This is a genomic window from Micromonospora sp. NPDC048169, assembly GCF_040652815.1.
GTDB lineage: Bacteria > Actinomycetota > Actinomycetes > Mycobacteriales > Micromonosporaceae > Micromonospora.
In genome coordinates this window covers 72,243-93,084 of record NZ_JBEZMS010000002.1, presented here as the reverse complement: position 1 = coordinate 93,084, position 20,842 = coordinate 72,243, and the positions used below count along the sequence as shown (strand labels likewise).

The window sequence follows — 20,842 nt, the reverse complement described above, 5'->3', positions numbered from 1 at the left end:
ATGGTCGGCTCGTGTTCGACGTGATCGTGGTCGGCGGTGGGCCGACCGGCATGATGCTGGCGAGCGAACTACGCCTCCAGGGCGTCGGCGTGCTCGTGCTGGAGCGGGACGCCGAGCCGCCGCCGTACGTGCGCTCGCTCGGGCTGCACGTCCGCAGCATCGAGGTGATGGACCAGCGCGGGCTGCTGGAGCGGTTCCGGGAACACGGTGGCACGCACCCCATCCGGGGGTTCTTCGCCGGCATCGACAAGCCCGCGCCAGCCGATCTGGACACCGCCCACGCGTACGTCCTCGGCATCCCGCAGACGCTCACCGACCGGCTGCTCGCCGACCACGCCGCCGAGGTCGGAGCCGAGATCCGGCGCGGTCGTGCGGTGACCGGGCTGGAGCAGGACGACGACGGCGTGACGGTCCACCTCGACGACGAGGGCGAGCCACCGCTGCGGGCGCGGTTCGTCGTCGGCTGCGACGGCGGGCGCAGCACCGTCCGCAAGCTGCTCGGCGTCGGCTTTCCCGGCGAGCCGTCGACGATCGACACGCTGCTCGGCGAGATGGAGGTGACAGCGCCGCCGGACGAGATCACCAGGATCATGACGGAGGTACGCCGCACCGAGAAGCGGTTCGGGCTCGGACCGTCCGGCAAGCCGGGCGTATACCGGGTGGTCGTACCGGCGGCCGAGGTGGCCTCGACACCGCCGACGCTCGACGACGTCAAGCGGCAACTCATCGCGTACGCGGGCACCGACTTCGGCGTGCACTCCCCCCGCTGGTTGTCGAGGTTCGGCGACGCGACCCGCCTGGCCGAGCGTTACCGGGTCGGACGGGTGTTCCTGGCCGGCGACGCCGCGCACGTCCACCCGCCGCTGGGCGGGCAGGGGCTCAACCTGGGCATCCAGGACGCGTTCAACCTGGGCTGGAAGCTGGCGGCGACGGTGAACGGCTGGGCGCCGGCGGGCCTGCTGGACACGTACGAGTCCGAGCGGCGCCCGGTCGCCGCCGACGTGCTGACGAACACCCGCGCGCAGATGCTGCTGACCACGAACGAGCCCGGAGCGCGGGCGGTACGGCAGATGCTGGCGCAGCTCATGGACTTCGACGAGGTCAACCGCTTCCTGATCGAGAAGGTCACGGCGATCGGCGTCCGGTACGACGTCGGCGAGGGTCACCCGCTGCTCGGGCGGCGGCTGCGCGACGTACCGCTGCGGGACGCACGCCTGTACGAGCTGATGCGTACCGGCCGTGGGTTGTTGCTGGACGGGACCGGGAAGCTGTCGGTGGACGGCTGGGCCGACCGGGTCGGGCTCGTCGCCGGCACCGGCGACGAGCTGGACGTGCCGGCGGTGTTGTCGCGGCCGGACGGGCACGTGGTCTGGGTGGGCCACGATCAGCAGACGCTGGAGGATGCGCTGGCCAGGTGGTTCGGCAGCCCTCAGGCCCGGGCTGTTGTCTGACTTCCGCAGATCAACTCAGGGAATGTCCGCTGCCCGGCGGGCTACTGTCACCGTTGCTGGTAAAGGCGTGCATAGCTGCAGTGGCAGGCGGGATGGGTCTTTGGGCATCTCCGCTCCCCTTTTCGTTCCGCGCCACGCGGAAGTACTCCTCATCCATGATCCGATGAACGCGCTCTTGTCCCTTTCGCCCACTGCGCACCCAGTAAGGTCTAGCCGTCTCCCAGTAGCGCCTGCCCATTTCCGTGGAAAGAATGGATGGCACAATCTCGCCGCGCAACTCGCACTCCGTAATCTCGCCCATCGACAGCAAGTCGGCCGCATGCCTCAGGCGGAGAGTAAAGTAGGCCATTCGCTGAAACACAAGGTTACCCTCTACAGTCTGGACCGCACCAAAACATATCGAGTATGTTTCGGGGTCGGCCAATGCAATTTCCATCAAGTCCTTCTGCATCGTCCGAAGAGCCAAGGCCTGATTAACTCGCGCCTGAACGGCTTGGTAGTAGAGCGAGGCAGCTACGCCGACGAGAGCAAGGGCGGAGAGGGCGACAGCGATGGCTCCGTACCACTTCGAGATCGCATCTACCGTGTCGGGCCGAATCCCCCAAGCCTCAGCGCGGAAGGCCAGCAGGAGGGGCAGCAACATCAGAAAACCTATCAGGCATGTCGAGACCGCGATGGCCAGTAGAAGGATCTTGCGCGAGTTCCCCACCCTGCCGCCCCTCACCGAGAAAGCCCGGCGTTGATCAGATGCCGGAACCACCCTCACTCAAAGTCAACACACGCACCTGACATCGATCAAGGTCGGTCGCTGCTGGCGCTGTAACCGAGCTGATCCTCGTCAAGGGTAGAGAGCACAGGCAATGCCCTGCCGACGTCGAAAGCGGCGACGCCGTCTACAGATTCCCTGCCGACCACATCTTGAAATCGTGGGGCCTGGAGGGCTGGTCGGGGCCGCTCCGTCGGTGCCCCCGCCCTCGCCCGCGTGCAGAAGCCAGCAAATCCGGCCACTTGCACTTAACCTCCGTCACCACTACCGACTCGCTCGGCGAGCCCAGCTTTCGGCTTGGCTGGGGCCTCTCACTCATCAGCTTTATGGGCGGAATTGCTGCGGGTTGGTGATCGCCGTCGACGCGGGGGGCTCGCTCGTGCCGAGTGGGCCAGCACTCGTCGGGGTGTAGGCAGGCGGCCTGCCGGGTACCTCGCGCCCTACCCCTTACCCCTGCTCAGGAGGACCCTATGACCGTCGTACTCGCCGTTGTCTGCAAAGACGGAGTGGTGATCGGCGCGGACTCCCAGATCACCGAGAGCGACCGCGGTCTGAGCTTCCCCGCCCAGAAGCTGCACCCGCTGGGCGACTGCGCCGCCTGGGGCGGCAGCGGCGCGCGGGGAGTACTCAACGACCTGCGCCCCCTCCTCCAGGACTCGGCCACCGCCATCCTCGAAGCGCCCGACATCGGCGACGAGTTGCAGGAGCGCGTCCTGCCCGTCTTCAAGAAGCACTACGCGAACTACATCCCGGACGTACCCGGCGAGGGCAGCGGCGGCGGGGTGTCGGCGTACCTGCTCGCGGCCGGCTACAGCCAGGGCGGGCCGTGGATCGTGGAGATCAACCCCAACGGGCTCATCGGCCGCTACGAGGACGTGGGCTTCCACGCCATCGGCTCCGGCGCGCCGATGGCCCAGCAGGCCGGCGCGCTGCTTGCCCACTTCCAGATGACCAGGCGCACCGTCGAGTACGGCGTGGTGGGCGTGGCACGGGTGCTGGAGGCGCTGGAGCGGACCTCGCCGTCGGTCGGCGGGCCGTTCAGCATCGCGTGCATCAGGGAGGAGGGCGCCCACCACCTCGACGAGAAGGAGGTCGCCAAGGCGCTGAAGGACGCCAAGCGCTGGCGCGACCTCGAACAGGAAGCGCTCGACCGACTGTTCGACTGACGCGGACGGGTCAACGGCGACGACCGGCACGGGGTGGCGGGCAAGCGGAAGCGCTGCGCCGCCAGCCACTGCTGCCAACGGGCCGTCTCCGAACGGACCGCCCGAGACGCTTGGACGACTCTGCGCGCCGCCTTGAACAATGCCGTGCGGGACGAGCTGCTGACCCGCAACCCGGCAGCGCTGCTCCGGGTAGCCAAGCCCCCTGTATAAGAAGCAAGCCGTGGTCCGTCGAGAAGTCCGCCAGTTCCTGGAGTCGGCACGCGCCGACGGCGACCCGCCCTACGCCGCGTACGTGATGATCCTCGTGCTCGGACTGCGTCGAAGTGAGGTGTTGGGCCTGCGCTGTGAGGACATCGAGCTGGCCACCAACGAGCTGCCACCTCGGAGGCAGCCCATGCCGCCTTGAAGCGACTTGGTGGGCGGCTCGATCCCTGTCCGTAGTCAGCCGACCGAAGCCAGCAAATCCTCAACCAAAGCAGAAGCAGCAGCCGAAACGACGGGAGGATCTCCGATACCTTCCTCAGCTCTTCCCGCCATTACCGATCCGAGCGCCTCGGGGCCTGCCGCGAATAGGTCCGCAGCAAATCCCAGGGCTTGGTCAGTAACTTGTCCAGCTAGATCATCAGCCCGCAACTCCCGTAGCTTGGCAGCAAGCTGCCCAGTTGGCACGGCTACGAGCAGACGGTAGATATCGTGCGCATCCTTGTCCACCAGGCGCTTAGGCGTTTCCTGTCGCTCGCCGATCTTGTGCAACTTGGCCACGAGCAAAGCGGCAGGGCCTGCAACATTTGCCGCATAGGCCCGACTGCCGCCCGGGGCGAGTGCATGTATTTCAACCGCATCATTGTCGACGACCGCAGCCTCCAATCCGACCGCTCGCCTGGCGGCACTTTTGGAGTGAGGTGGGATTTTCGCTGCGCGGCGACTTGATCCACCAGCAAGCGCTTCCGGAACCATCAGGTCAACGGGAATGCCTTTGGGGTTCAGCCATGCTCCAGGCTGGCGCGCTTGAACATCGAGATGAAAGCCGGCTGCGCGCATGGCCTCCTCTAGCAACGGCTCCTGCGGGAGCGCACGTGCGTCGAGCGCAAGATCACAATCCTTGGTCGCCTCAGCTAAGGCGATCGGCGCGGCCCCCGTGTGCAGATATACGGCTTGCGCTCCCACTACGACCACAGCGTCGGCATGCTCGCGAAGGGCTTCCAGTGCATCCAGTAACGCGCCACGTGCGGCTACCAGCAGGTCAGCGTCGCCAAGCCCGCTCATGCTTCTCCATCCAATCTAGGAGTTCTTGCCCCTCAGCAGGAGTCCGCCCAGGACCTGTTAGTAGATCGACAGCAGCTTGGCTCGGAGCCACATAAAGTAGACCATCATCCTGCACCAGTCGATCGAACACGACGTCATATTTGCCTTGAGCGACAAGTACGTTTGCGCCGGTATCAACGGCGCGCAGATTGAGTCTTTCAGCGGCTTGGTCCATATCGTCTACATAAACCATCGCCAGCTTGGCGGGAGCATACGGTGCTAAGCGATGGGCCGCCAGAGAACCAGTCAATGCGTAGCGCAACCCTTGGGCTCTCCGCAGGCCTTCCTGCAACGCCGGCAGCCCTCGCGGACTCAAGTAAGAGTTGACAGTGTTGCTGCGCTGAAAACCGTAATCATCGCTCCATCGCTCCAGGATTCGACGCCACTCGACGTCCACTATCGGGCCGCGGCCATCACGTCCAACAAGCGCTTCGCGCTCAAGGAACTCAACCACTCGGTACGTCGCACCTGTCGACGCCCCAGACAGTCGTATCAAGTCCGGAACGGTCATGGGCTGAGCGATATCGACCAAGGCACGCACAACACGGGCGGCTGGAGGCCCCTGCAAAGTTCCGCGCGGCCTGCCTGGCCCACGCCAGGGATCTCGATCAGCGCCCCTGTCACGCAGGTACAACGCTGGACGTTCAAGCAGGACGTGCATGTTCCCAGTGGCGTCAACGTAGGAAATCCTGCGTTCTTCTAGCCATGCGCGAGCGGAAGCTCCGATGTACCGCGCGGCGAGCATAGGCACCGGACGATCGATGTGAGGCAGGCTGTAGGAGCGAAGCTGGTCAAGGGCCGCAGGAAGATCGCTCGTGACGACTGAGCGCTTTGCCTCAATGAAGAAGACCGCTTGCGTCCCATCAGGAGCGGTTAACTCGGCCACACCGTCGATCCGCCGGTCCACCCCCTGACCATCAATGCGGATCGACCACCCAGGCGGCAGGCGATCCTCCACGAGGGCCACGGCGCGGCGGAGGACATCGACCTCGCGCTCCGGCGGCGCACCAAGCGAAGCTTTGCGTGAGGTTCGCACGCCTCACCCCCCATCACTGGGTTCGGGTAATTGGTTAGTTCCGTTCCGAACGGAAACATCATATATCCAGAACCCGTCAAGCTCGACCATCGCGCCGCGTCCTGACGGCCCAGCTCGCATGACTGCCGCACTGCGCTGCTGTACAAGATCGAAAAAGGCCGCTTCCCATCACGGGAAACGGCCTTTGAACTGGGTGGAGCTGAGGGGATTTGAACCCCTGACCCCCTCGATGCGAACGAGGTGCGCTACCGGTCTGCGCCACAGCCCCTCCGCCGGCGAACCGGCGTCGGTCCCACCCGGCTTTCACCGGGCGGGCCGACGACAAGGCTAACAGGTCGCGCCCCCACGACGCGAACCGCCCCGCCGCCCCGTAGATCTTGGAAGGAAAAGGCCCCCGGAGGGGCCGAAACCTTCCAAGATCGCCACCAGCAAAGCCGCGAACGAGGCGGTCAGGCGCCTCGGCCGGACTGGTAGGGGCGTCCGCGCAGGCCACCTGCCCGCCGGTAGGACACCGAGCCGCCGCTCGCCGCCGGCGGCAGGTCCGCCGGGCGGTCCAGCCCCATCGCCGTACGCCGGACCGCCTCGCGCTGGGCGGCCAGCCGGCGCTGCGCCTCTCGCCGGGCCGCCGCGCGCCGGGCCTGTTCGCGGCGCACCTCGGCCTGGCGGGCGGCCAGCCAGGCCGCCTCGCGGGCGTCCGCGCGCCGCCGCCGGCGCTCGGCCAGGGCGCGCTGCCGCAGGTGTACGACGTACGCGACGAGCAGTGTGCCGGTGACCGAGACGCTGATCCAGAACCCGGGTCCGACGAGCACCACGCCGCCCAGTTCCACCAGGTTGAGCAGCAGCAGCGCGGCGAGCACCCGGCGCCGCCGGTAGATCGCCGGGGTGTGCCGCCGCCGGGGTGGGTTCCGTCGGCGGGACTGGGCCGGGATGGCGGAGACGGGCCGGAGCCGCCCGGAACGGCGGCGCAGCGGTGGCGCGGAAACCGGGCGGGCAAGACTTCCCGTGTCGGAGTCTTCACTAAGGGTCACTACCAGGGAGCGCGGCGGGTGCAGCGGTCGACGCCCGGGCACGGTGCGCCGTCGACGCTGGCGCTGGAGCACCCGCGCCGTCGACTGCGCCCGCTCCGCCACCTGCCGCTCGGTGGCGTCGTACCGGCGGACCAGCGCCGGAGCGAGGGCGAGCAGACCGGCGGCGGCGAGGACGGCGAGGAGCACCGACGTGGGCACCCTCACCCCTCCCGTCACCAATGTTCGCGACGAGCGCCACACTGCCGCAACTTGTTCCGTAGACCCTCGTTTACGGCGCACTTCGTGCGGGCTGGCAGCGCTTGCCACAGCTTGCAGTTACTTGAGGTTACGGGCCGCCGACCCGGTTCACAGTGCGCCGCGCCGGGCGTACGCCTCAGCGGCGGTTGTCACGTACGCGGTGCCACCGCGCCAGCAAGCCGCCCTCGGCAGCCACTTCCTCACCGGTCATCGCGTATCCGATGTGGTCGCGCCATGCACCGTCGATGTGCATGTAGCGCACGTGATAGGCCTCCTCGCGGAAGCCGAGCTTCTCCACCACCCGCCGGGACGGCATGTTCTCCGGCCGGATGTTCACCTCGATCCGGTGCAGGCCGCCCGGCCCGAACGCGTGGTCGACGGCGAGCGCCACAGCGGTCGGGATCACACCGCGACCGGCCACCCGGGAGTCCACCCAGTAGCCCACGTAGCCGGAGCAGAACGCCCGCCGCACGATGCTGCCCACGTTCACGTGACCGACCAGCCGCTCCCGGCCGTCCTCACGCAGGCAGACGGCGAACGGCATGCCCTCACCGGTACGCGCGGACCTGCGCTGGTCGGCGTGCACCAGGCGAAACGCGGCGGGTGAGTTCGTCTCGTACCAGCCACCGGGCACATGGGACTCCCACGGGGCCAACCAGTCCCGGTTCGCGCGCCGGATCTCCGACCAGGCGGCGGCGTCCGAACGCCGATACGGCCGCAGCACCACCGGACCGTCCACCAGCACCGCCGGCCACCCCGGCGCCCGCCGGAACCGCACGCTCACCGGCGTCGGTCCAACAACAACACATCCACGGTGGATCCGGCGGCGGCGGTGGTGACCCGCTCGCCGAGCACCAGCAGGCCGTTCGCGTCGGACAGGCCGGAGAGCGTGTACGGACCACCGGCGAGCGGCTGCACCGTGTAGCCGCCGCCGCGCCGCTCGGCCACGTGCGCGGGCCGGAACTCGCGCAGCCCCACCGGGGACGAGACCGTCTCCAGCAGGTGCGCGCGGACGCTCGGCCGGAACACCGGCTCGGCCCCGGCCAGCAGCTGGATGGCCGGGCGGGCCAGCACCTCGAAGCCGATCAGCGCCGCACCGGGCTCACCGGGAAGACACACCACCGGCACCTCCTCGGCGCCGACCGTACCGAACCCGAGGGCCGTTCCGGGATAGAGGGCCACCTCTGTGAAGGCGACCGGCCCGGCCCGGCCGCCGTCGCGGCGGGACAGGATGCGGCGCACCATGTCACCGGGGCCGGTGCCGGTGCCGCCGGTGGTGATGATCAGGTCGGCCCGCAGTGTCTGGTCCTCCAGCAGGCCACGCAGCGCCTCCGGGTCGTCGTCGCAGATCCCCACCCGGTACGCGAGCGCGCCCGCCTCCGCCGCCGCGGCGGTCAGCGCGTGCGAGTTGGTGTCCACCACCTGACCGGGCTGGCTGCCCCGGCCCACGTCCACCAGTTCGTCGCCGGTGGCCACGATCACCACGCGCGGGCTGGGCCGCACCACGACGTGCCCGATGCCGGTGGCGGCGAACACCGCGACCAGAGCCGGGGACACGTACGCCCCGGCGCGGGCGAGCAGCGTGCCGGCGACCAGTTCCTCCCCGGCGCGGCGCAGGCCGTACCCCCGCTTGGGGGCGCGGAAGATCTCCACGGCGGCCATGCCCTGGTCGGTCCACTCCACCGGGACGACCACGTCCGCGCCGATCGGCAGCGGCGCGCCCGCCGCCACCGAGAAGCACGAGCCGGGGGTGAGCCGCACCGGCCGCCAGCTCGCCGCGCCCAGGTCGCCCACCACGTTGAGGCGGATGCTGCGGCCGCCGGGCATACCGGAGGGGGCCGGGACGTAGCCCGGCCCCCGACTCCCACCGGAGATGTCCTCCCAGCGCGCGGCGTATCCGTCCACCGCCGCCTGGTCGAAGGCGGGGTACGAGTGCGGGGCGACCACGTCCTCGGCGAGCACGTTGCCGTACGCCTGGGTCAGGTCGAGGTCGAGTGGAGGCAGCGCGCGTAACCTGCGCAGCACACTGCCCAGGTAGTCGGCGAGCGGCGTCAACTCGTTCGCGGCCGCCTCGGCGTCGGCCGTCGCGGTCATGTATCGGCACCGCCGGACGCGTCGCGGATGCCGTTGAGGACGGCGGCGGTGACCGTCTCGTCGCCGTTGTTGACGAACTCGACGAGCCACTTGCGGAACTCGGCGCCCAGGTCGTCCCGCTCGGCGGCGATCTGCACCACGGTCTGGAGGTAGCCCAGCGGCATGCCGGTGTCGTAGCGGGTGCCCCGGTAGACGATCGCGTGCACCGGCACCCCCTCGGTACGCAGCAGCTCCATCGCGTCGGTGAGCTGGATCTCGCCGCCGCTGCCCGGGTCGGTACGCCGGATCGCGTCGAAGATCTTCCCGGGGAGCACGTACCGGCCGAGGACCGCCAGGTTGCTGGGGGCCTCCTCCGGGCTGGGCTTCTCCACCATGCCGGTGACCTTGACGACCTCGGCGATGTCGGAGTATTCCGACTCGGCGGGCTCGACCGACGCGATGCCGTAGCGGCTGGTCTCGGCCGGGTCGACCTCGAAGAACGCGAGCACCACACCGCCGGTGCGGGCCTGGAGTTCCAGCATGGCCGGCAGCAGCGGCTCGGAGGGCTTGACGAACTCGTCGCCGAGCAGCACCGCGAAGGGCGCGTCACCGACGTGCGACTCGGCGTACCCGACGGCGTGGCCGAGACCGAGCTGTTCCGGCTGGCGGACGGTGTAGATCGCGGCCAGCTCCTCGGTGCGCTTGACCTCGGCCAGCAGCTCGGGCTTCTTGGCGAGCCGTTCCTCCAGGTCGGGCCGGCGGTCGAAGTGGTCCACCATCGAGGTCTTGCCGCGACCGGTGATCAGCAGGATGTCGTCGATGCCGGCCTGGGCGGCCTCCTCGACGATGTACTGCAACACCGGCCGGTCGACGACCGGCAGCAGTTCCTTGGGAACCGCCTTGGTGGCCGGCAGGAACCGGGTGGCCAGGCCGGCGGCCGGGATCACGGCCTTGACCGCACGGGAGCGACCGGGGGCCGCTGAGGGGTTCGCTGAGTGCTCCGACATGCCGCGAGACTATCGGCCACGGCTCTGCCGCGGCGGGTGAGGACCGGAAGACGCGCCGCCCTTGACGGTGCCCGCCGGGTCCGCCGAGCCGGCCCGGGGCAGCCCGTCCGGCGGGCTGAGGCCGGCGGCCACCACCGGGATCTCCTGGGTGGGCACCGGATCGGGCGCCGGGGCGAGCCGGTAGCCGTCGCGTCCGGCGGCCTTCGCCGCGTACAACGCGTCGTCGGCGGCGTCGAGCACCTGCTGGCCGTCGGCGGCGTGGTCCGGGTAGACGGCGATGCCGATGGAGACGGTCACCGGCACCCGCACCGGCTCGTCGCCACTGCCCTCGACCGCCACCGGCTGGTCGCGTACCACCGCGCCGAGCCGCTCGGCGACGATCGCCGCGCCCCGGGCGTCGGTCTCCGGCAGCAGCACCACGAACTCCTCGCCGCCCTGCCGGAACGCCAGGTCCACCTCGCGGATCACGCCGCGTACGCGGCGGGCGAACTCGACCAGCACGGCGTCCCCGGCGGCGTGCCCCCAGGTGTCGTTGACGTTCTTGAACCGGTCCAGGTCGAGCGCGAGCACGCTGAGCATCCGGCCGAAGCGGTTCGCCCGTTCCACCTCGCGGCGGATCGACTCGCGCAGGTAGCGGTAGTTCCACAGCCCGGTCAGCGGGTCGGTGAGGGAGAGCCGCTGCGCCTCCTCGTGCACCCGGACGTTCTCCACGGCGACCGCCGCGTGCCCGGCGAACGTCCGCAGCGTCACCACGTCGTCGTCGTGGAACTCGTGCCCGCCGAGCCGGTCGTAGAGCACCAGCACGCCGAGCGCCGCGCAGGGCGAGCCGGGCGGGTCGCCGTCGGCGGGCGGGTGGCCGGGCCGGTCCGGGCCGCGCGGCTCGGTGGCGCCGGGGGTGGCGAACGGCACGGCCACGTACGTCTCGCAGGACGGCTCCCCGGTCGGTGTGTCAGGTGGCGTCCACCGTCCGCGCAGCGGTTCGCCGGTGGCGGCCACCGCGCCGAGCACCCCGGCGCCGACCGGCACCCGTAGCGTCGCCGGGTCGGCCGGGTCGGCAGTGGGCCAGCGCCCGGTCAGTCCCTCCACGCACCGGCCGACGAGTACGCCGTCGCCGTCGACCAGCAGCACCGCACCGGCCCGGGCGCCGGTGGCGCCGATCGCGCTGTCCAGGATCACCCGCAGGATGCGTTGCAGGTCGTGCGTGCTGGCGAGCGTGTCGCCGAGCACCGCGAGGTGGTTGCGGAGCTGGTCGCGGCTGCTTGTCAACGCCGCCACGTAGCTGCCGGTCTCCCGGGTCATCCGGTTGAACGCGCTGGCCAGCCGCCCGATCTCGTCGCGGCTGCGCACCGGCACCCGGGCGCTCAGGTCGCCGCGCGCCACCCGGTCGACCGCACCGGCCAGCTCGCCGAGCGGCCGGGTGGTGACCCGGGCCAGCCGCCAGGCGGCGAGCACGGCGAGCAGGGCGGCGAGCGCGCCGGCCGCGATCAGCGCCCCGTACAGACCGGCCGTGCGCTCGCCGGGCACCGACAGCACCAGTGGCAGCGGCTGACCGGGAGACGGCCCGACCCGGCGCACGTACCGGCCGTCGCCGGTCCCGGTCACCCGATTCCCGTCGGCCTTTCCGGCGGCGGCCAGCACCGCTGCGCGTACCCCCTGGTCCTCGGTCGTCTGGGTGATGCCGCCGGGGTCGTCGAGGAGGGTGACCCCGACGCCGGTCACCGCGGCGAGCCGCGCCACGAACGCCCGGTCGACGGGCTGGGCGGCGGCGACCGCGCCCAGGTCGGTGCCGGCCTGGTCGCGGAGCCGGACCTGGGCGGACAGCGCGGCGACGGGGGTGGCCGGCGGGCCGGCGCAGTCCTGCCAGCGCCCGGCCGTCCCGCCCGGTGTGGCGTAGGTGGTGCGGCCGGCGGCGTCGGCGATCAGCACGGCGGCGGCCAGGCCCCGCGCGACCACCTGGTCGGCCGATCGGGGCCGGAGAGCGGGGTCGCTGACCAGGGCGACCGCGTCTGCCGCCGCGCGTAGTTGCTGGCAGAGCGCGTCGACCGAGGTACGCACACCGGCCGCCGCCAGGCCCAGCCGCTCGGTGGCGCGGCTGCGGTCGACGGCGCTGAGCGTGGCCCCGACGAAGAACGCGCCGAGCAGGACGGGGCCGAGGACCACCGCGAGGAAAGCCGCCGTCAACCGCCCGCGTAGCGTCAATCTTCCCCCCGGAAGGTCCGCCCTCTTGGTGCGATGCTGACACAGAGCGACCATTAGGCAAGCGTTGCGTCAGGAGTGTTGCGTGCCGGAATTTTCGGATGAAGCGCACGATGCGAAGCGGGAGATGCGCGTCGCGCTACTCGCCGCCCGCCGGTCGATGTCCGCGGTCCAGCGCGCGGTGGCGGCGGCGGCCGTCCAGTCCGAGCTGGTGACACTGGTACGCCGGCTGCGGCCGGCCAGGATGAGCGCGTACGTGCCGGTCTCCTCCGAGCCCGGCGGGGACGACCTGCCGGACGTGCTGCGCGCCGCGCTGCCGCCCGAGGCCGAGTTGCTGCTGCCGGTGCTCCGCGACGACCTGGACCTGGACTGGGCCCCGTACACCGGCCCGGAGTCACTGCGCGCCGCCGGTCGGGGCCTGCGCGAGCCGACCGCGCCACCCCGGGGACGTTCCGCCGTGGCCGGAGCCGGCCTGGTGGTGGTGCCCGCCGTCGCGGTGGACCGCCGGGGCATCCGGCTGGGCAGGGGCGGCGGCTCGTACGACCGCGCGCTGGCCCGGGTGCCCGCCACCGTGCCGACAGTGGCGCTGCTGCACGACGGCGAGCTGGTCGAGGCGGTGCCCGCCCTGCCGCACGACCGCCCGGTGCACTGCGTGATCACCCCGGCGGACGGGTTGGTGGCGGTACCGGGTGTGGGCCCGGGCGCTTCCGCTGGACGAACCCGGGGGTGATGACGCACCATTGGCACTCGAAGACCACGAGTGCCAAACCGGCCGTGCCAAGATCCGGAGGAGAACGTGCCCACGTACCAGTACGCCTGCACCGCGTGCGGCCACCAGCTCGAGGCGGTGCAGTCCTTCTCGGACGACCCGCTGACCGAGTGCCCGGCGTGTGAGGGGCGGCTGCGAAAGCTCTTCAACTCGGTGGGCATCGTGTTCAAGGGCTCCGGCTTCTACCGCACGGACTCCCGTTCGTCCGGTTCCGACAACGCCTCCTCGACCTCGTCGGGCAAGCCGGCCAAGACCGAGTCGTCCTCCTCGTCGTCGGACTCCTCGTCCTCGTCGTCCGGTTCGTCGTCCTCGTCGTCCGGGTCTTCTTCGTCGTCCGGCTCCGGGTCGGGCTCGACGGCCGGCAAGGCGCCGGCGGCGTCCAGCTCCTCCTGACCTGCTTCGTACCGGCACGTGGCCGTCCCCTTCTCGGGGGCGGCCACGTTCCGTGTGGCCGTCTCCCGTTCGCGGCAGGCGCTCGCCCGCTCGGCGAGGTTGCCGCATCAGCCCGTCCGGCAGCGGCCACCGTCCCTGGTGACGGCGGGCCCGCACGGGAACGGTTTTCCACAGGCCGGCGGGTTATCCACAGCGACGGGCCGTGGGACGGCGAGCGACCTGATCCGGTCCTAGCCTGCGGATCGGATGGTCGGCCGGCGGCGGGAGGCAGCGGTGACTGGTGGCGAGGCGACGTTGCGTCCGGTCCGCTGGCGCGGGCTGCCCCGGCGCCGGACCCTGCTGCGGGTGACGCTCGTCGCGGTGCTGCTCGGGTTGGCGGCGGCGGTGCTCCAGACGCCGCAGTCCTGCCCACCGCCCCGAATCCCACCGGCCGCCCCGGCGTCGGCGCCGCCCTCCGGCGGCATCCGCGCCCTGCCGGCCGGCACGGTGGGCGTGCCGATCCGGCTGGCCGAGCCGGCCGCACTCGCGGTGCTGCGCCCGGGTGCCCGGGTCGACCTGCTCGTCGTGCCGGCGGGCGGTGCGCCCGACCCGGCGCTGCTGGCCCCGCGCGCGTTGGTGCTCGACGTGGTGGGCGCCGCCGGGGCGGTCGACGGCTCGTCGGCGCTCTACCTGGCGCTGCCGCCGGCACAGGCGCGGCGGGCGGTCGGGTTGCCGGAGGGCAGCCGCTTCGCAGTGGTGGTACGCGGCTGACCCGAGCCCCGGCGATCAGTCCGGCACGACGCGGTCAGCCCCAGTGCGGGGGGCGCTCGGCGAGCAGCCAGTCGTCGTTGCCGCCGGGGCGCTCACCCCAACCGCGGTCGGTGTCGTCGCTCGTCTGTTCGGGCAGCACCACGAAGTCGTCGCTGAGGTCGACCACGCGGTCGTCGTCATCGCGCGGTGCCCGGATGGCGGGGTCGGTCACGAGCAGCAACGATACCGCCGAATCGGCCGCCGGCCCGATCCCCGGGAGCGTGGCGGGCCGGACGGCCGAGCCCGGCGGTGACGCCCGCGCCCACCCGTGGCCCCCGGACGGCTTCGGAACGTCGGGCGCGACCGAGGGTGCCGGTGATCGACGCGTCGGGCGGCCGACCCGCCGGGGCGTTGGTAGCGTCGGACGGCGTGACGACGCCGAGCGGTGGCAGCCCCGACGACGAGACCTGGCGACGCCCGGAGCAACCGGCACCGGCCGGGGAGGACGCCTCCCGGGCGGTTCCCGGCAGCGGCCCGGACGCCCACTCGGCCGGCCCCGAAGCCCGCCCCTCCGGCGCCGGCGACCCGGACCGCACCACCGAGCCGGCCGGGGCCTTCGGGCCGCCCGAGCCGGAGGCGGCCGGCAGCGCCAGCCCGTGGTCACGCGAGGCGGCCACCGAGAGCCCATGGGCACGAGCGGAGGCGGCAGGCGGTTGGACGGTGGCCGGCGGAGCGTGGCCGGGGTCGCCCGGCGGCAAGCCGCCCTCGGGATACGCGGGACCGCCGCCGAGTACGCCTCCGCCGCCCGGCTGGCGGCCACCGGTACACGTGCAGCCGTCACCGCCCCGCCGGCTGCCGCCGCAGGACATGGCCGCGATGGACCAGGCGGAGCAGCGGGCGCAGCGGCTCACCTACGGCATCGGGGCGGCCGTCGCGGTGGTGCTGGTGCTGCTCACCTGCCTGCTCTGCTCGCGGGTGCTGTTCTGACCCGCGGCGGTCAGACGACGCCGTCCCAGACCATCTTGGCGCCACTGTCCCCGGTCAGGTAGACGTACACGATCGCGAAGACCGCGAGCACCGCCACCACGACGGTGAGCGCCACCGGCAGCCAGCGGGGCAGCTTCCGGTCCGCGACGAAACGGCTCGTCGACAGCACGAGCAGCAGCGCCGCGACGCCGAGCCCGAGCGCGAACCAGAACAGCGTGTCGCCGTACTCGGCGTGCTCGTGGATCTGCTGGAGCCGGTCCGGCGGGTAGCCCTTCGCGCGCAGGGCCTCCTCCAGTGCCTCGCCGGACTCGGTCGCCACCCAGGCCACGATCGGGGTGACCACGGCGAGCGCGGCGACCGCCCAGCCGAGGCGGGGCCGCCAGCGGGGCAGCACGCCGTACCCGACGGCGAGCAGTGCCAGCAGCGGCACCAGCACCACCGCCGCGTGGATGACGAGTACGTGGAGCGGTAGACCGTTGATTTCCCTGAACACCGCGACACCTCCGGCGAGTGGGTGGTTAGCGGGCCCAGCGTACGGCGTGACACCGCCTGTTTCGATACACGCGGGCGCGGCGGCAACGGTTCACCTGTGGCCCCGGCCACGGGTGAACGACGCTCGCTTGTCGGCCCGCCCGGCCCGTGCTGTCATGGATGCGTGTCCACAGGTGAGGAGCTGCTCCGGTCGAGGGGCCTACGCGTCACCCGGCCGCGTCTCGCCGTGCTGGACGTGCTCTCCGCCGGCGGTCACCTGGAGGTCGACGAGATCACCCGGCGGGTCCGCCAGCGGATCGACTCGGTCTCCACCCAGGCCGTCTACGACGTGCTGGGCGCCCTGTCCCGGGCCGGCCTGTCCCGCCGGATCGAGCCGGCCGGCAGCCCCGCGCGGTACGAGGCCCGGGTCGGCGACAACCACCACCACGTGGTGTGCCGGGGCTGCGGTGAGATCGCCGACGTGGACTGCGCGGTCGGCAGCGCCCCCTGTCTGGACCCGAACGTGGCGCACGGCTTCGTGCTGGACGAGGCGGAAGTGACCTTCTGGGGTCTCTGCCCGGCCTGCCAGTCCCGCCGCTCGGCCGACGACTGACCGGAGTGCCACGCCCGGCGTGGCACTCTTGATCGGTGGACACCGAAGACCTCGGCCTCTTCGGTCCGGGATCGGTCACGTGGAAGGTGCACGAGGAACCGATCCTGATCGTCGCCGGCCTGCGCTCCCTCTACCTCCAGGCGCTGCACCCCCGCGCGATGGCCGGCGTGGCGCAGAACAGCAACTACCGCACCGACGCGTGGGGCCGGCTGGTCCGTACGGCGACGTACGTGGGCACGACGATCTACGGCACCACCGCCGAGGCGGAGGCGGCCGGGCGGCGGCTGCGTACGCGGCACGCCCGGATGCGCGCCACCGACCCGTTCACCGGTGCGGAGTTCCGCGTCGACGATCCGGAGCTGCTGCGCTGGGTGCACGTCACCGAGGTCGAGTCGTTCGTGAGCACCGCCCGGCGGGCCGGTCTGGCGCTCACCGACGACGAGGTGGACGGCTACTACACCGAGCAGCGACGGTCGGCGGCCCTGGTCGGGCTGGACCCGGACGACGTACCGGGCACCGCCGCCGAGGTGGCCGACTACTACCGGGACGTACGCCCGCAGTTGCGGATGACCCGGGAGGCGGCCGAGACCGCGCTGTTCCTGACCGCGCCGCCGATCCCGTGGAAGCTCAGCCTGCCGGCGCGGGTCGGCCTGAACCTCGGCCCGCCGCGCTGGGCGTACTTCGGGATCGCCGCCACCGCGCTGGGGATGCTGCCGCCCTGGGCGTTGCGGCTCTACGGCGGGCTGGGCCTGCCCACCACCGCCCTGTCGGCGGACCTGAGCGCGCGGGCGCTGCGCCTGGCGCTGGCCGCGGTGCCGCGGCGCTACCGGGAGGGGCCGTTGCAGCAGGCCGCCAAGGAACGCGCCGCCCGCCTGGCCGCGGCCTGACGGTGAGCCCCGGTCAGTCCGGGTCGGCGAACCGCTCGACCGCCGACCAGGGCTCCTTGCCCGGGGTCTGCGCGCCGACCGGGCACGTGCGCCGGTAGTCGCACCAGCCGCACCTCGGACCCGGCTCGGTGGGGAACGACTCGTCGGGGTCGGCGCCGTCGGCCACCGCGCGCTCGGCAGTCATGATGTCGCGGGCGGTGTCCTCGGCGCGGGTGAGCTGCCGGTGCAGGGACTCCGGCGTGTGCTCGTGCGCGGCCACGGTGCCGGTGGGCAGGTGGTGCAGCTCGACCCGGCGGCATGGCTTGCGGAACACCCGCTCGGCCGCATACGCGTAGAGCGCGAGCGCCTGCGAGCCGCGCGCGTCGTCGGCGTCGAGCCCGGTGCGGCCGGTCTTGTAGTCGACGATGACCAGCTCGGGCCGCCCGTCCGGGCCGGGGCGCGAGTCGATTCGGTCGGTGCGGCCGTTGAACGCGAGCACAGCGGTCTTGACCGCGACAACGCGTTCCACGCCGACCGGCTCGTCGGCCGGGTCGAGGCCCGCCACGTAGCTCTCCAGCCAGGTCAGCGCCCGCCGGAAGGCGTCGCGCTCCTGCTCGTCGTCGCGGTAGCCCTCGCGGACCCAGGTGCCCTTGAGCAGCGTGCCGAGCACCTCGGGGCGGCGGCGGTCGGGGGCCAGCGCGTACCAGTTCTTCAGCGCGGTGTGGACGCTGGCGCCGAGCGAGTTGTGCGCCCACGGCGGGCCCTTGGGCGGGGCGGGGCGGTCCACGTAGGCGTAGCGGTAGCGGCGGGGACAGTCCGCGTAGGCGCCGAGCTTGCTGGGCGTGCAGACGAACAGGCGCTCCGGCATGCCCTCGAAGCCGAGCTGCTCGGACTGCTCTGCTCGGGGCCGGGGAGCCCGGGAACCGCTGGCTGCTGCCTGTCGTCGCACGCTTGAATCCTGCCATCCGGGTACGACACCGGGCGGACCCGCTCAGGCGTTGTTGAGGTACTGGGTCACGAACGCGGCGATCGCGTCGGCGATGAGCTGCACGGCGATGGCGGCCAGCAGCAGGCCGGCGATCCGGGTCAGCACCTCGATGCCGCCGGGTCGGAGCACCTTGACGATCCCGCCGGAGAAGCGCAGCACCACCCAGACGGTCACCATCACCGCGACGATGGCGAGCCCGATGGCGAGGTAGTCGACGGCGCCGCCGGCCTGCTGCACGAACAGCATGGTCGCCACGATGGCACCCGGCCCGGCCAGCAGCGGCGTGCCGAGCGGCACCAACGCGATGTTGGAGGTGACCTGGTTGCTCGGGTCGTCCGCCTTGCCGGTCAGCAGCTCCAGCGCGACCAGGATCAGCAGCAGGCCGCCCGCCGCCTGGAGCGCGGGCAGGTCGACGTGCAGGTACGCCAGGATCGTCTGCCCCGCCACCGCGAAGATCACGATGACTCCGAGCGCCAGCGCCACGGCCTGCCAGGCGGCCCGGTTCCGGTCGCGCGCGGGCAGCGGCCCGGTCAGCGCGAGGAAGATGGGCATCATTCCGGGCGGGTCGACGATCACCAGCAGGGTCACGAAGACCTCGCCGAAGAGCTTGAGATCCACGCGGACACGGTAGCCGTGCCGTCGGAGCGCTTCAGCCTGAAGCGACAGGGGTCACCCCGCGGGCCAGCGCGACGATCCGCTCGTACGCCTCGGGGCCGGTGGTGTACGCGCCGAGCCGTACCGTCTTGTGCGTGCCGTGGAAGTCGGACGAGCCGGTGACCAGCAGTCCCAGGTCGGCGGCGAGCCCTCGGACGTGCGCCCGCTCGGCCGGGTCGTGGTCCTCGTGGTCGGCCTCCAGCCCGGCCAGGCCGGCCGCCGCCAGGTCCGCGATCAGCTCGTCCGGCACGATCCGGCCGCGCCGGCTGGCCCTCGGGTGGGCGAAGACAGGCACGCCGCCGGCCGCCCGCACCAGCGCCACCGCCCGGAACACCTCGATGTCGTCCTTCGGCAGCCGGTACCGCTCGCCGAGCCAGTCCGGCCCGAACGCCTCGGTGGTGGTGGCGACCAGACCGGCCCGGATCAGCGCCTGCGCGATGTGCGGACGGCCGACGGTGCCGCCGCCCGCTCCGGCCAGGATCTCCGTCCAGCTCACCCGGATCCCGTCGGCCTGGAGCAGCCGGACGATGCGCTCGCCGCGCTCCTCCCGGGCCCGGCGGACCCGGGCCAGCTCGGCGGCCAGTTCCGGCTCGGCCGGGTCGAACAGGTACGCGAGCAGGTGCAGCGGGACCGCCGGTTCGGCGCCGAACCAGCGGCAGGAGATCTCCGCGCCGCGGATCAGGGTGAGGCCCGGCGGCAGGGCGGCGACGGCGGGCGCCCAGCCGGCGGTGGTGTCGTGGTCGGTGAGTGCCACCACGTCCAGCCCCGCGTCGGCGGCGGCCCGGACCAGCTCGGCGGGGGTCAGGGTGCCGTCGCTGGCGGTGGAGTGGGTGTGCAGGTCGATGCGGGCGGGGACGCTCACCCGCCCGACGCTACGCCCCGTCCGGCGCCGTGGGGACGCCGGCCACCACCACCGGACGCTCGTGCGGCGCCAGTCCTTCGACAGGTGAACCCGTGGGCCGGTCACCGGCCAGCACCCGATCGGGCTTGACCCGGACCAACCCGCCGTTCGCGTCCACGTGCAGCGCCACACCGGCCCGGGTCCACGCCACCCCGCCGGCCAGCACCGGGCCGGCCGGGTGGAGAGCCGGGCTGGCCGGATCGGCCAGGTCGATCAGGAGGGCGGTGCGCGCCGTGCCGTTGGCGAGCAGCCACCGGCCGTCGAAGGAGAGGGCGCCACGGCCGTCGGTGGCCAATCTCGGGCCGCACGCGACACGCACCGGGGCGAGGTCCCGGGCCGGGTCGAGTAGACCCAGGCACGGCTGGCCGTCCGGGCCGGCGGCGACCAGGCCGACCGCCCGGCCGTCGGGGCGGGTGCCGTAGACGACGCGTACGTCCTGGTTCACCGGCCCCGGCTGCCCGCCGAGCGCGCGGTTCCAGACGCTCATCCCCCCGCCACCGGGTTGCTGGATGAGCACGGCGTCGCCGGCGAAGCCGACCGGCACGGCGCCCTCCGGCGCGGCGGTCCGGACCGGCGCGATGAGCTGACCGGCGACCACACCGGCGGCGATCACGTCCGGGCCGTCCCGCCAGGCGACCTGGCGTCCGTCCGGCGAGACGGCCACCGCGTCCGCGGCGGCCAGCATGACCTGCGGCGCGGTGCCGTCGACCGGAGCCCACCAGAGGGTACGGCCGGCGGCGGTGGCCGCCGAGGTGAGCAGCCAGCCCTCCTCGTCGTGGATCCGCTGCGCCCGTTCGACGCCGCTCACGCCGGTCAGTTGACGCCGTTCGCCGCCGCTGGTGTCCAGCCGGTCACCGACGAGCAGGTCGAGCTCGGCGCGGATCGGCCCGTAGCGGGTGACCGAGGGCGGCTCGGTGGACAGCGGGGAGGGCGCGAGGACGGGCGGATCGCCGAGCACCACGGTGGGGGTGCCGCCGTCGCCGCCCGGCGCGGTGAACTGGACCACCCCGAAGGTGATGGACACGGTGGCGACCCCGGCCAGCGCCAGGCCGCTGAGCGTACGCCGCCGGCCCACGCGCCGCGCCCGGCGCAGGACCTCCCCCGCCGGGTCGGCGGTCAGCGGGCGGGACGTGGCGACGCGGCGGGTCAGCGTCTCCCGCAGCGCCCGCTCCAGCTCGTCGTCGCTCACGGGGAATGGACGCTCCG

The 20,842-nt window shown here is 72.3% G+C and carries 24 protein-coding genes, 1 tRNA gene and 1 pseudogene; 10 read left to right on the top strand and 16 right to left on the bottom strand.

The features are described from left to right. The first annotated feature begins 11 nt into the window (after positions 1-11). On the top strand, positions 12-1,451 hold the full coding sequence (gene rox, locus AB0D28_RS02390; RefSeq protein ID WP_357381361.1) for a rifampin monooxygenase: 1,440 nt from the start codon (positions 12-14) through the stop codon (positions 1,449-1,451). 10 nt (positions 1,452-1,461) lie between these two features. Here rox and AB0D28_RS02385 read toward each other — a convergent pair whose 3' ends face one another. After that, on the bottom strand, positions 1,462-2,094 hold the full coding sequence (locus AB0D28_RS02385) for a DUF6082 family protein (RefSeq protein ID WP_357381359.1): 633 nt from the start codon (positions 2,092-2,094) through the stop codon (positions 1,462-1,464). A 593-nt stretch (positions 2,095-2,687) separates the two neighbouring features. Here AB0D28_RS02385 and AB0D28_RS02380 point away from each other — a divergent pair. The 3 genes from AB0D28_RS02380 to AB0D28_RS02370 are packed head-to-tail and all read left to right on the top strand — an operon-like array spanning position 2,688 to position 3,789. Continuing rightward, positions 2,688-3,383 carry a proteasome protein gene (locus tag AB0D28_RS02380; RefSeq protein WP_357381357.1) on the top strand — a complete coding sequence of 232 codons (696 nt, stop codon included), beginning with the start codon at positions 2,688-2,690 and terminating at the stop codon, positions 3,381-3,383. A 33-nt stretch (positions 3,384-3,416) separates the two neighbouring features. Continuing rightward, positions 3,417-3,593, top strand: coding sequence for a phage integrase SAM-like domain-containing protein (locus tag AB0D28_RS02375; protein ID WP_357381355.1), 177 nt, complete (start codon positions 3,417-3,419; stop codon positions 3,591-3,593). A gap of 10 nt (positions 3,594-3,603) precedes the next feature. Continuing rightward, positions 3,604-3,789, top strand: a complete 186-nt coding sequence (locus AB0D28_RS02370) for a hypothetical protein (protein ID WP_357381353.1) — start codon at positions 3,604-3,606, stop codon at positions 3,787-3,789. A 35-nt stretch (positions 3,790-3,824) separates the two neighbouring features. Here the strand turns inward: AB0D28_RS02370 and AB0D28_RS02365 are convergent, their stop codons facing one another. From AB0D28_RS02365 to AB0D28_RS02330, 8 genes are all read right to left on the bottom strand, one after another. Beyond that, complete coding sequence (locus AB0D28_RS02365; RefSeq protein ID WP_357381351.1) at positions 3,825-4,649, bottom strand: GSU2403 family nucleotidyltransferase fold protein; 825 nt, start codon at positions 4,647-4,649, stop codon at positions 3,825-3,827. After that, complete coding sequence (locus tag AB0D28_RS02360; protein ID WP_357381349.1) at positions 4,627-5,142, bottom strand: hypothetical protein; 516 nt, start codon at positions 5,140-5,142, stop codon at positions 4,627-4,629. Before AB0D28_RS02360 ends, AB0D28_RS02365 begins: the two co-directional genes overlap by 23 nt. Before the next feature lie 776 nt (positions 5,143-5,918). Then, positions 5,919-5,992: transfer RNA gene (locus tag AB0D28_RS02355), tRNA-Ala, on the bottom strand. 181 nt (positions 5,993-6,173) lie between these two features. Then, complete coding sequence (locus AB0D28_RS02350; RefSeq protein WP_357381347.1) at positions 6,174-6,956, bottom strand: hypothetical protein; 783 nt, start codon at positions 6,954-6,956, stop codon at positions 6,174-6,176. Between the two features lie 169 nt (positions 6,957-7,125). Further along, positions 7,126-7,773: a GNAT family protein gene (locus AB0D28_RS02345; RefSeq protein WP_357381344.1), complete on the bottom strand. Its 648-nt coding sequence runs from the start codon at positions 7,771-7,773 to the stop codon at positions 7,126-7,128. Continuing rightward, positions 7,770-9,083 carry a gephyrin-like molybdotransferase Glp gene (gene glp / locus AB0D28_RS02340; protein ID WP_357381342.1) on the bottom strand — a complete coding sequence of 438 codons (1,314 nt, stop codon included), beginning with the start codon at positions 9,081-9,083 and terminating at the stop codon, positions 7,770-7,772. Before glp ends, AB0D28_RS02345 begins: the two co-directional genes overlap by 4 nt. Next, positions 9,080-10,069, bottom strand: coding sequence for a UTP--glucose-1-phosphate uridylyltransferase (locus AB0D28_RS02335; RefSeq protein ID WP_357381340.1), 990 nt, complete (start codon positions 10,067-10,069; stop codon positions 9,080-9,082). The genes glp and AB0D28_RS02335 overlap by 4 nt, the downstream gene beginning before the upstream one ends. Positions 10,070-10,078: 9 nt before the next feature. Continuing rightward, on the bottom strand, positions 10,079-12,268 hold the full coding sequence (locus AB0D28_RS02330) for a diguanylate cyclase (RefSeq protein WP_357381338.1): 2,190 nt from the start codon (positions 12,266-12,268) through the stop codon (positions 10,079-10,081). A 124-nt stretch (positions 12,269-12,392) separates the two neighbouring features. On the opposite strand from AB0D28_RS02330, the gene AB0D28_RS02325 reads away from it, so the two are divergent. Together AB0D28_RS02325 and AB0D28_RS02320 are read left to right on the top strand one after the other, a co-directional pair. Beyond that, positions 12,393-12,995, top strand: a complete 603-nt coding sequence (locus AB0D28_RS02325; protein ID WP_357381336.1) for a 5-formyltetrahydrofolate cyclo-ligase — start codon at positions 12,393-12,395, stop codon at positions 12,993-12,995. A 30-nt stretch (positions 12,996-13,025) separates the two neighbouring features. Beyond that, positions 13,026-13,202, top strand: a pseudogene (locus AB0D28_RS02320) (FmdB family zinc ribbon protein); the annotation flags it as partial. 14 nt (positions 13,203-13,216) lie between these two features. Here the strand turns inward: AB0D28_RS02320 and AB0D28_RS02315 are convergent. Continuing rightward, positions 13,217-13,474 carry a hypothetical protein gene (locus AB0D28_RS02315; RefSeq protein WP_357381815.1) on the bottom strand — a complete coding sequence of 86 codons (258 nt, stop codon included), beginning with the start codon at positions 13,472-13,474 and terminating at the stop codon, positions 13,217-13,219. A gap of 226 nt (positions 13,475-13,700) precedes the next feature. Here AB0D28_RS02315 and AB0D28_RS02310 point away from each other — a divergent pair, with 226 nt between their 5' ends. Next, positions 13,701-14,177: a flagellar biosynthesis protein FlgA gene (locus tag AB0D28_RS02310; protein ID WP_357381334.1), complete on the top strand. Its 477-nt coding sequence runs from the start codon at positions 13,701-13,703 to the stop codon at positions 14,175-14,177. A gap of 34 nt (positions 14,178-14,211) precedes the next feature. Here AB0D28_RS02310 and AB0D28_RS02305 read toward each other — a convergent pair whose 3' ends face one another. Beyond that, positions 14,212-14,388, bottom strand: coding sequence for a hypothetical protein (locus AB0D28_RS02305; RefSeq protein WP_192580693.1), 177 nt, complete (start codon positions 14,386-14,388; stop codon positions 14,212-14,214). A 197-nt stretch (positions 14,389-14,585) separates the two neighbouring features. Here AB0D28_RS02305 and AB0D28_RS02300 point away from each other — a divergent pair, with 197 nt between their 5' ends. Continuing rightward, a complete protein-coding gene (locus AB0D28_RS02300) occupies positions 14,586-15,143 on the top strand; it encodes a hypothetical protein (protein ID WP_357381331.1) in 558 nt (185 codons plus the stop codon). A gap of 10 nt (positions 15,144-15,153) precedes the next feature. Here the strand turns inward: AB0D28_RS02300 and AB0D28_RS02295 are convergent, their stop codons facing one another. After that, complete coding sequence (locus tag AB0D28_RS02295; protein ID WP_357381329.1) at positions 15,154-15,636, bottom strand: DUF2231 domain-containing protein; 483 nt, start codon at positions 15,634-15,636, stop codon at positions 15,154-15,156. 162 nt (positions 15,637-15,798) lie between these two features. Here AB0D28_RS02295 and AB0D28_RS02290 point away from each other — a divergent pair, with 162 nt between their 5' ends. Next, positions 15,799-16,227: a Fur family transcriptional regulator gene (locus AB0D28_RS02290; RefSeq protein WP_357381327.1), complete on the top strand. Its 429-nt coding sequence runs from the start codon at positions 15,799-15,801 to the stop codon at positions 16,225-16,227. 35 nt (positions 16,228-16,262) lie between these two features. Beyond that, a complete protein-coding gene (locus tag AB0D28_RS02285) occupies positions 16,263-17,114 on the top strand; it encodes an oxygenase MpaB family protein (RefSeq protein ID WP_357381325.1) in 852 nt (283 codons plus the stop codon). A 13-nt stretch (positions 17,115-17,127) separates the two neighbouring features. Here the strand turns inward: AB0D28_RS02285 and AB0D28_RS02280 are convergent, their stop codons facing one another. From AB0D28_RS02280 to AB0D28_RS02265, 4 genes are read right to left on the bottom strand one after another with little or no spacing between them, the layout of a single operon-like run. Next, positions 17,128-18,042, bottom strand: a complete 915-nt coding sequence (locus AB0D28_RS02280) for a PD-(D/E)XK nuclease family protein (RefSeq protein ID WP_357381323.1) — start codon at positions 18,040-18,042, stop codon at positions 17,128-17,130. A 42-nt stretch (positions 18,043-18,084) separates the two neighbouring features. Further along, the gene (locus tag AB0D28_RS02275) at positions 18,085-18,699 is read right to left on the bottom strand and encodes a MarC family protein (RefSeq protein WP_013283903.1); all 615 of its coding nucleotides are present in this window, start codon (positions 18,697-18,699) and stop codon (positions 18,085-18,087) included. Positions 18,700-18,730: 31 nt separating this feature from the next. Continuing rightward, complete coding sequence (locus tag AB0D28_RS02270; protein ID WP_357381320.1) at positions 18,731-19,597, bottom strand: PHP domain-containing protein; 867 nt, start codon at positions 19,595-19,597, stop codon at positions 18,731-18,733. Positions 19,598-19,607: 10 nt separating this feature from the next. Continuing rightward, positions 19,608-20,825: a hypothetical protein gene (locus AB0D28_RS02265; RefSeq protein WP_357381318.1), complete on the bottom strand. Its 1,218-nt coding sequence runs from the start codon at positions 20,823-20,825 to the stop codon at positions 19,608-19,610. Positions 20,826-20,842: the final 17 nt, after the last annotated feature.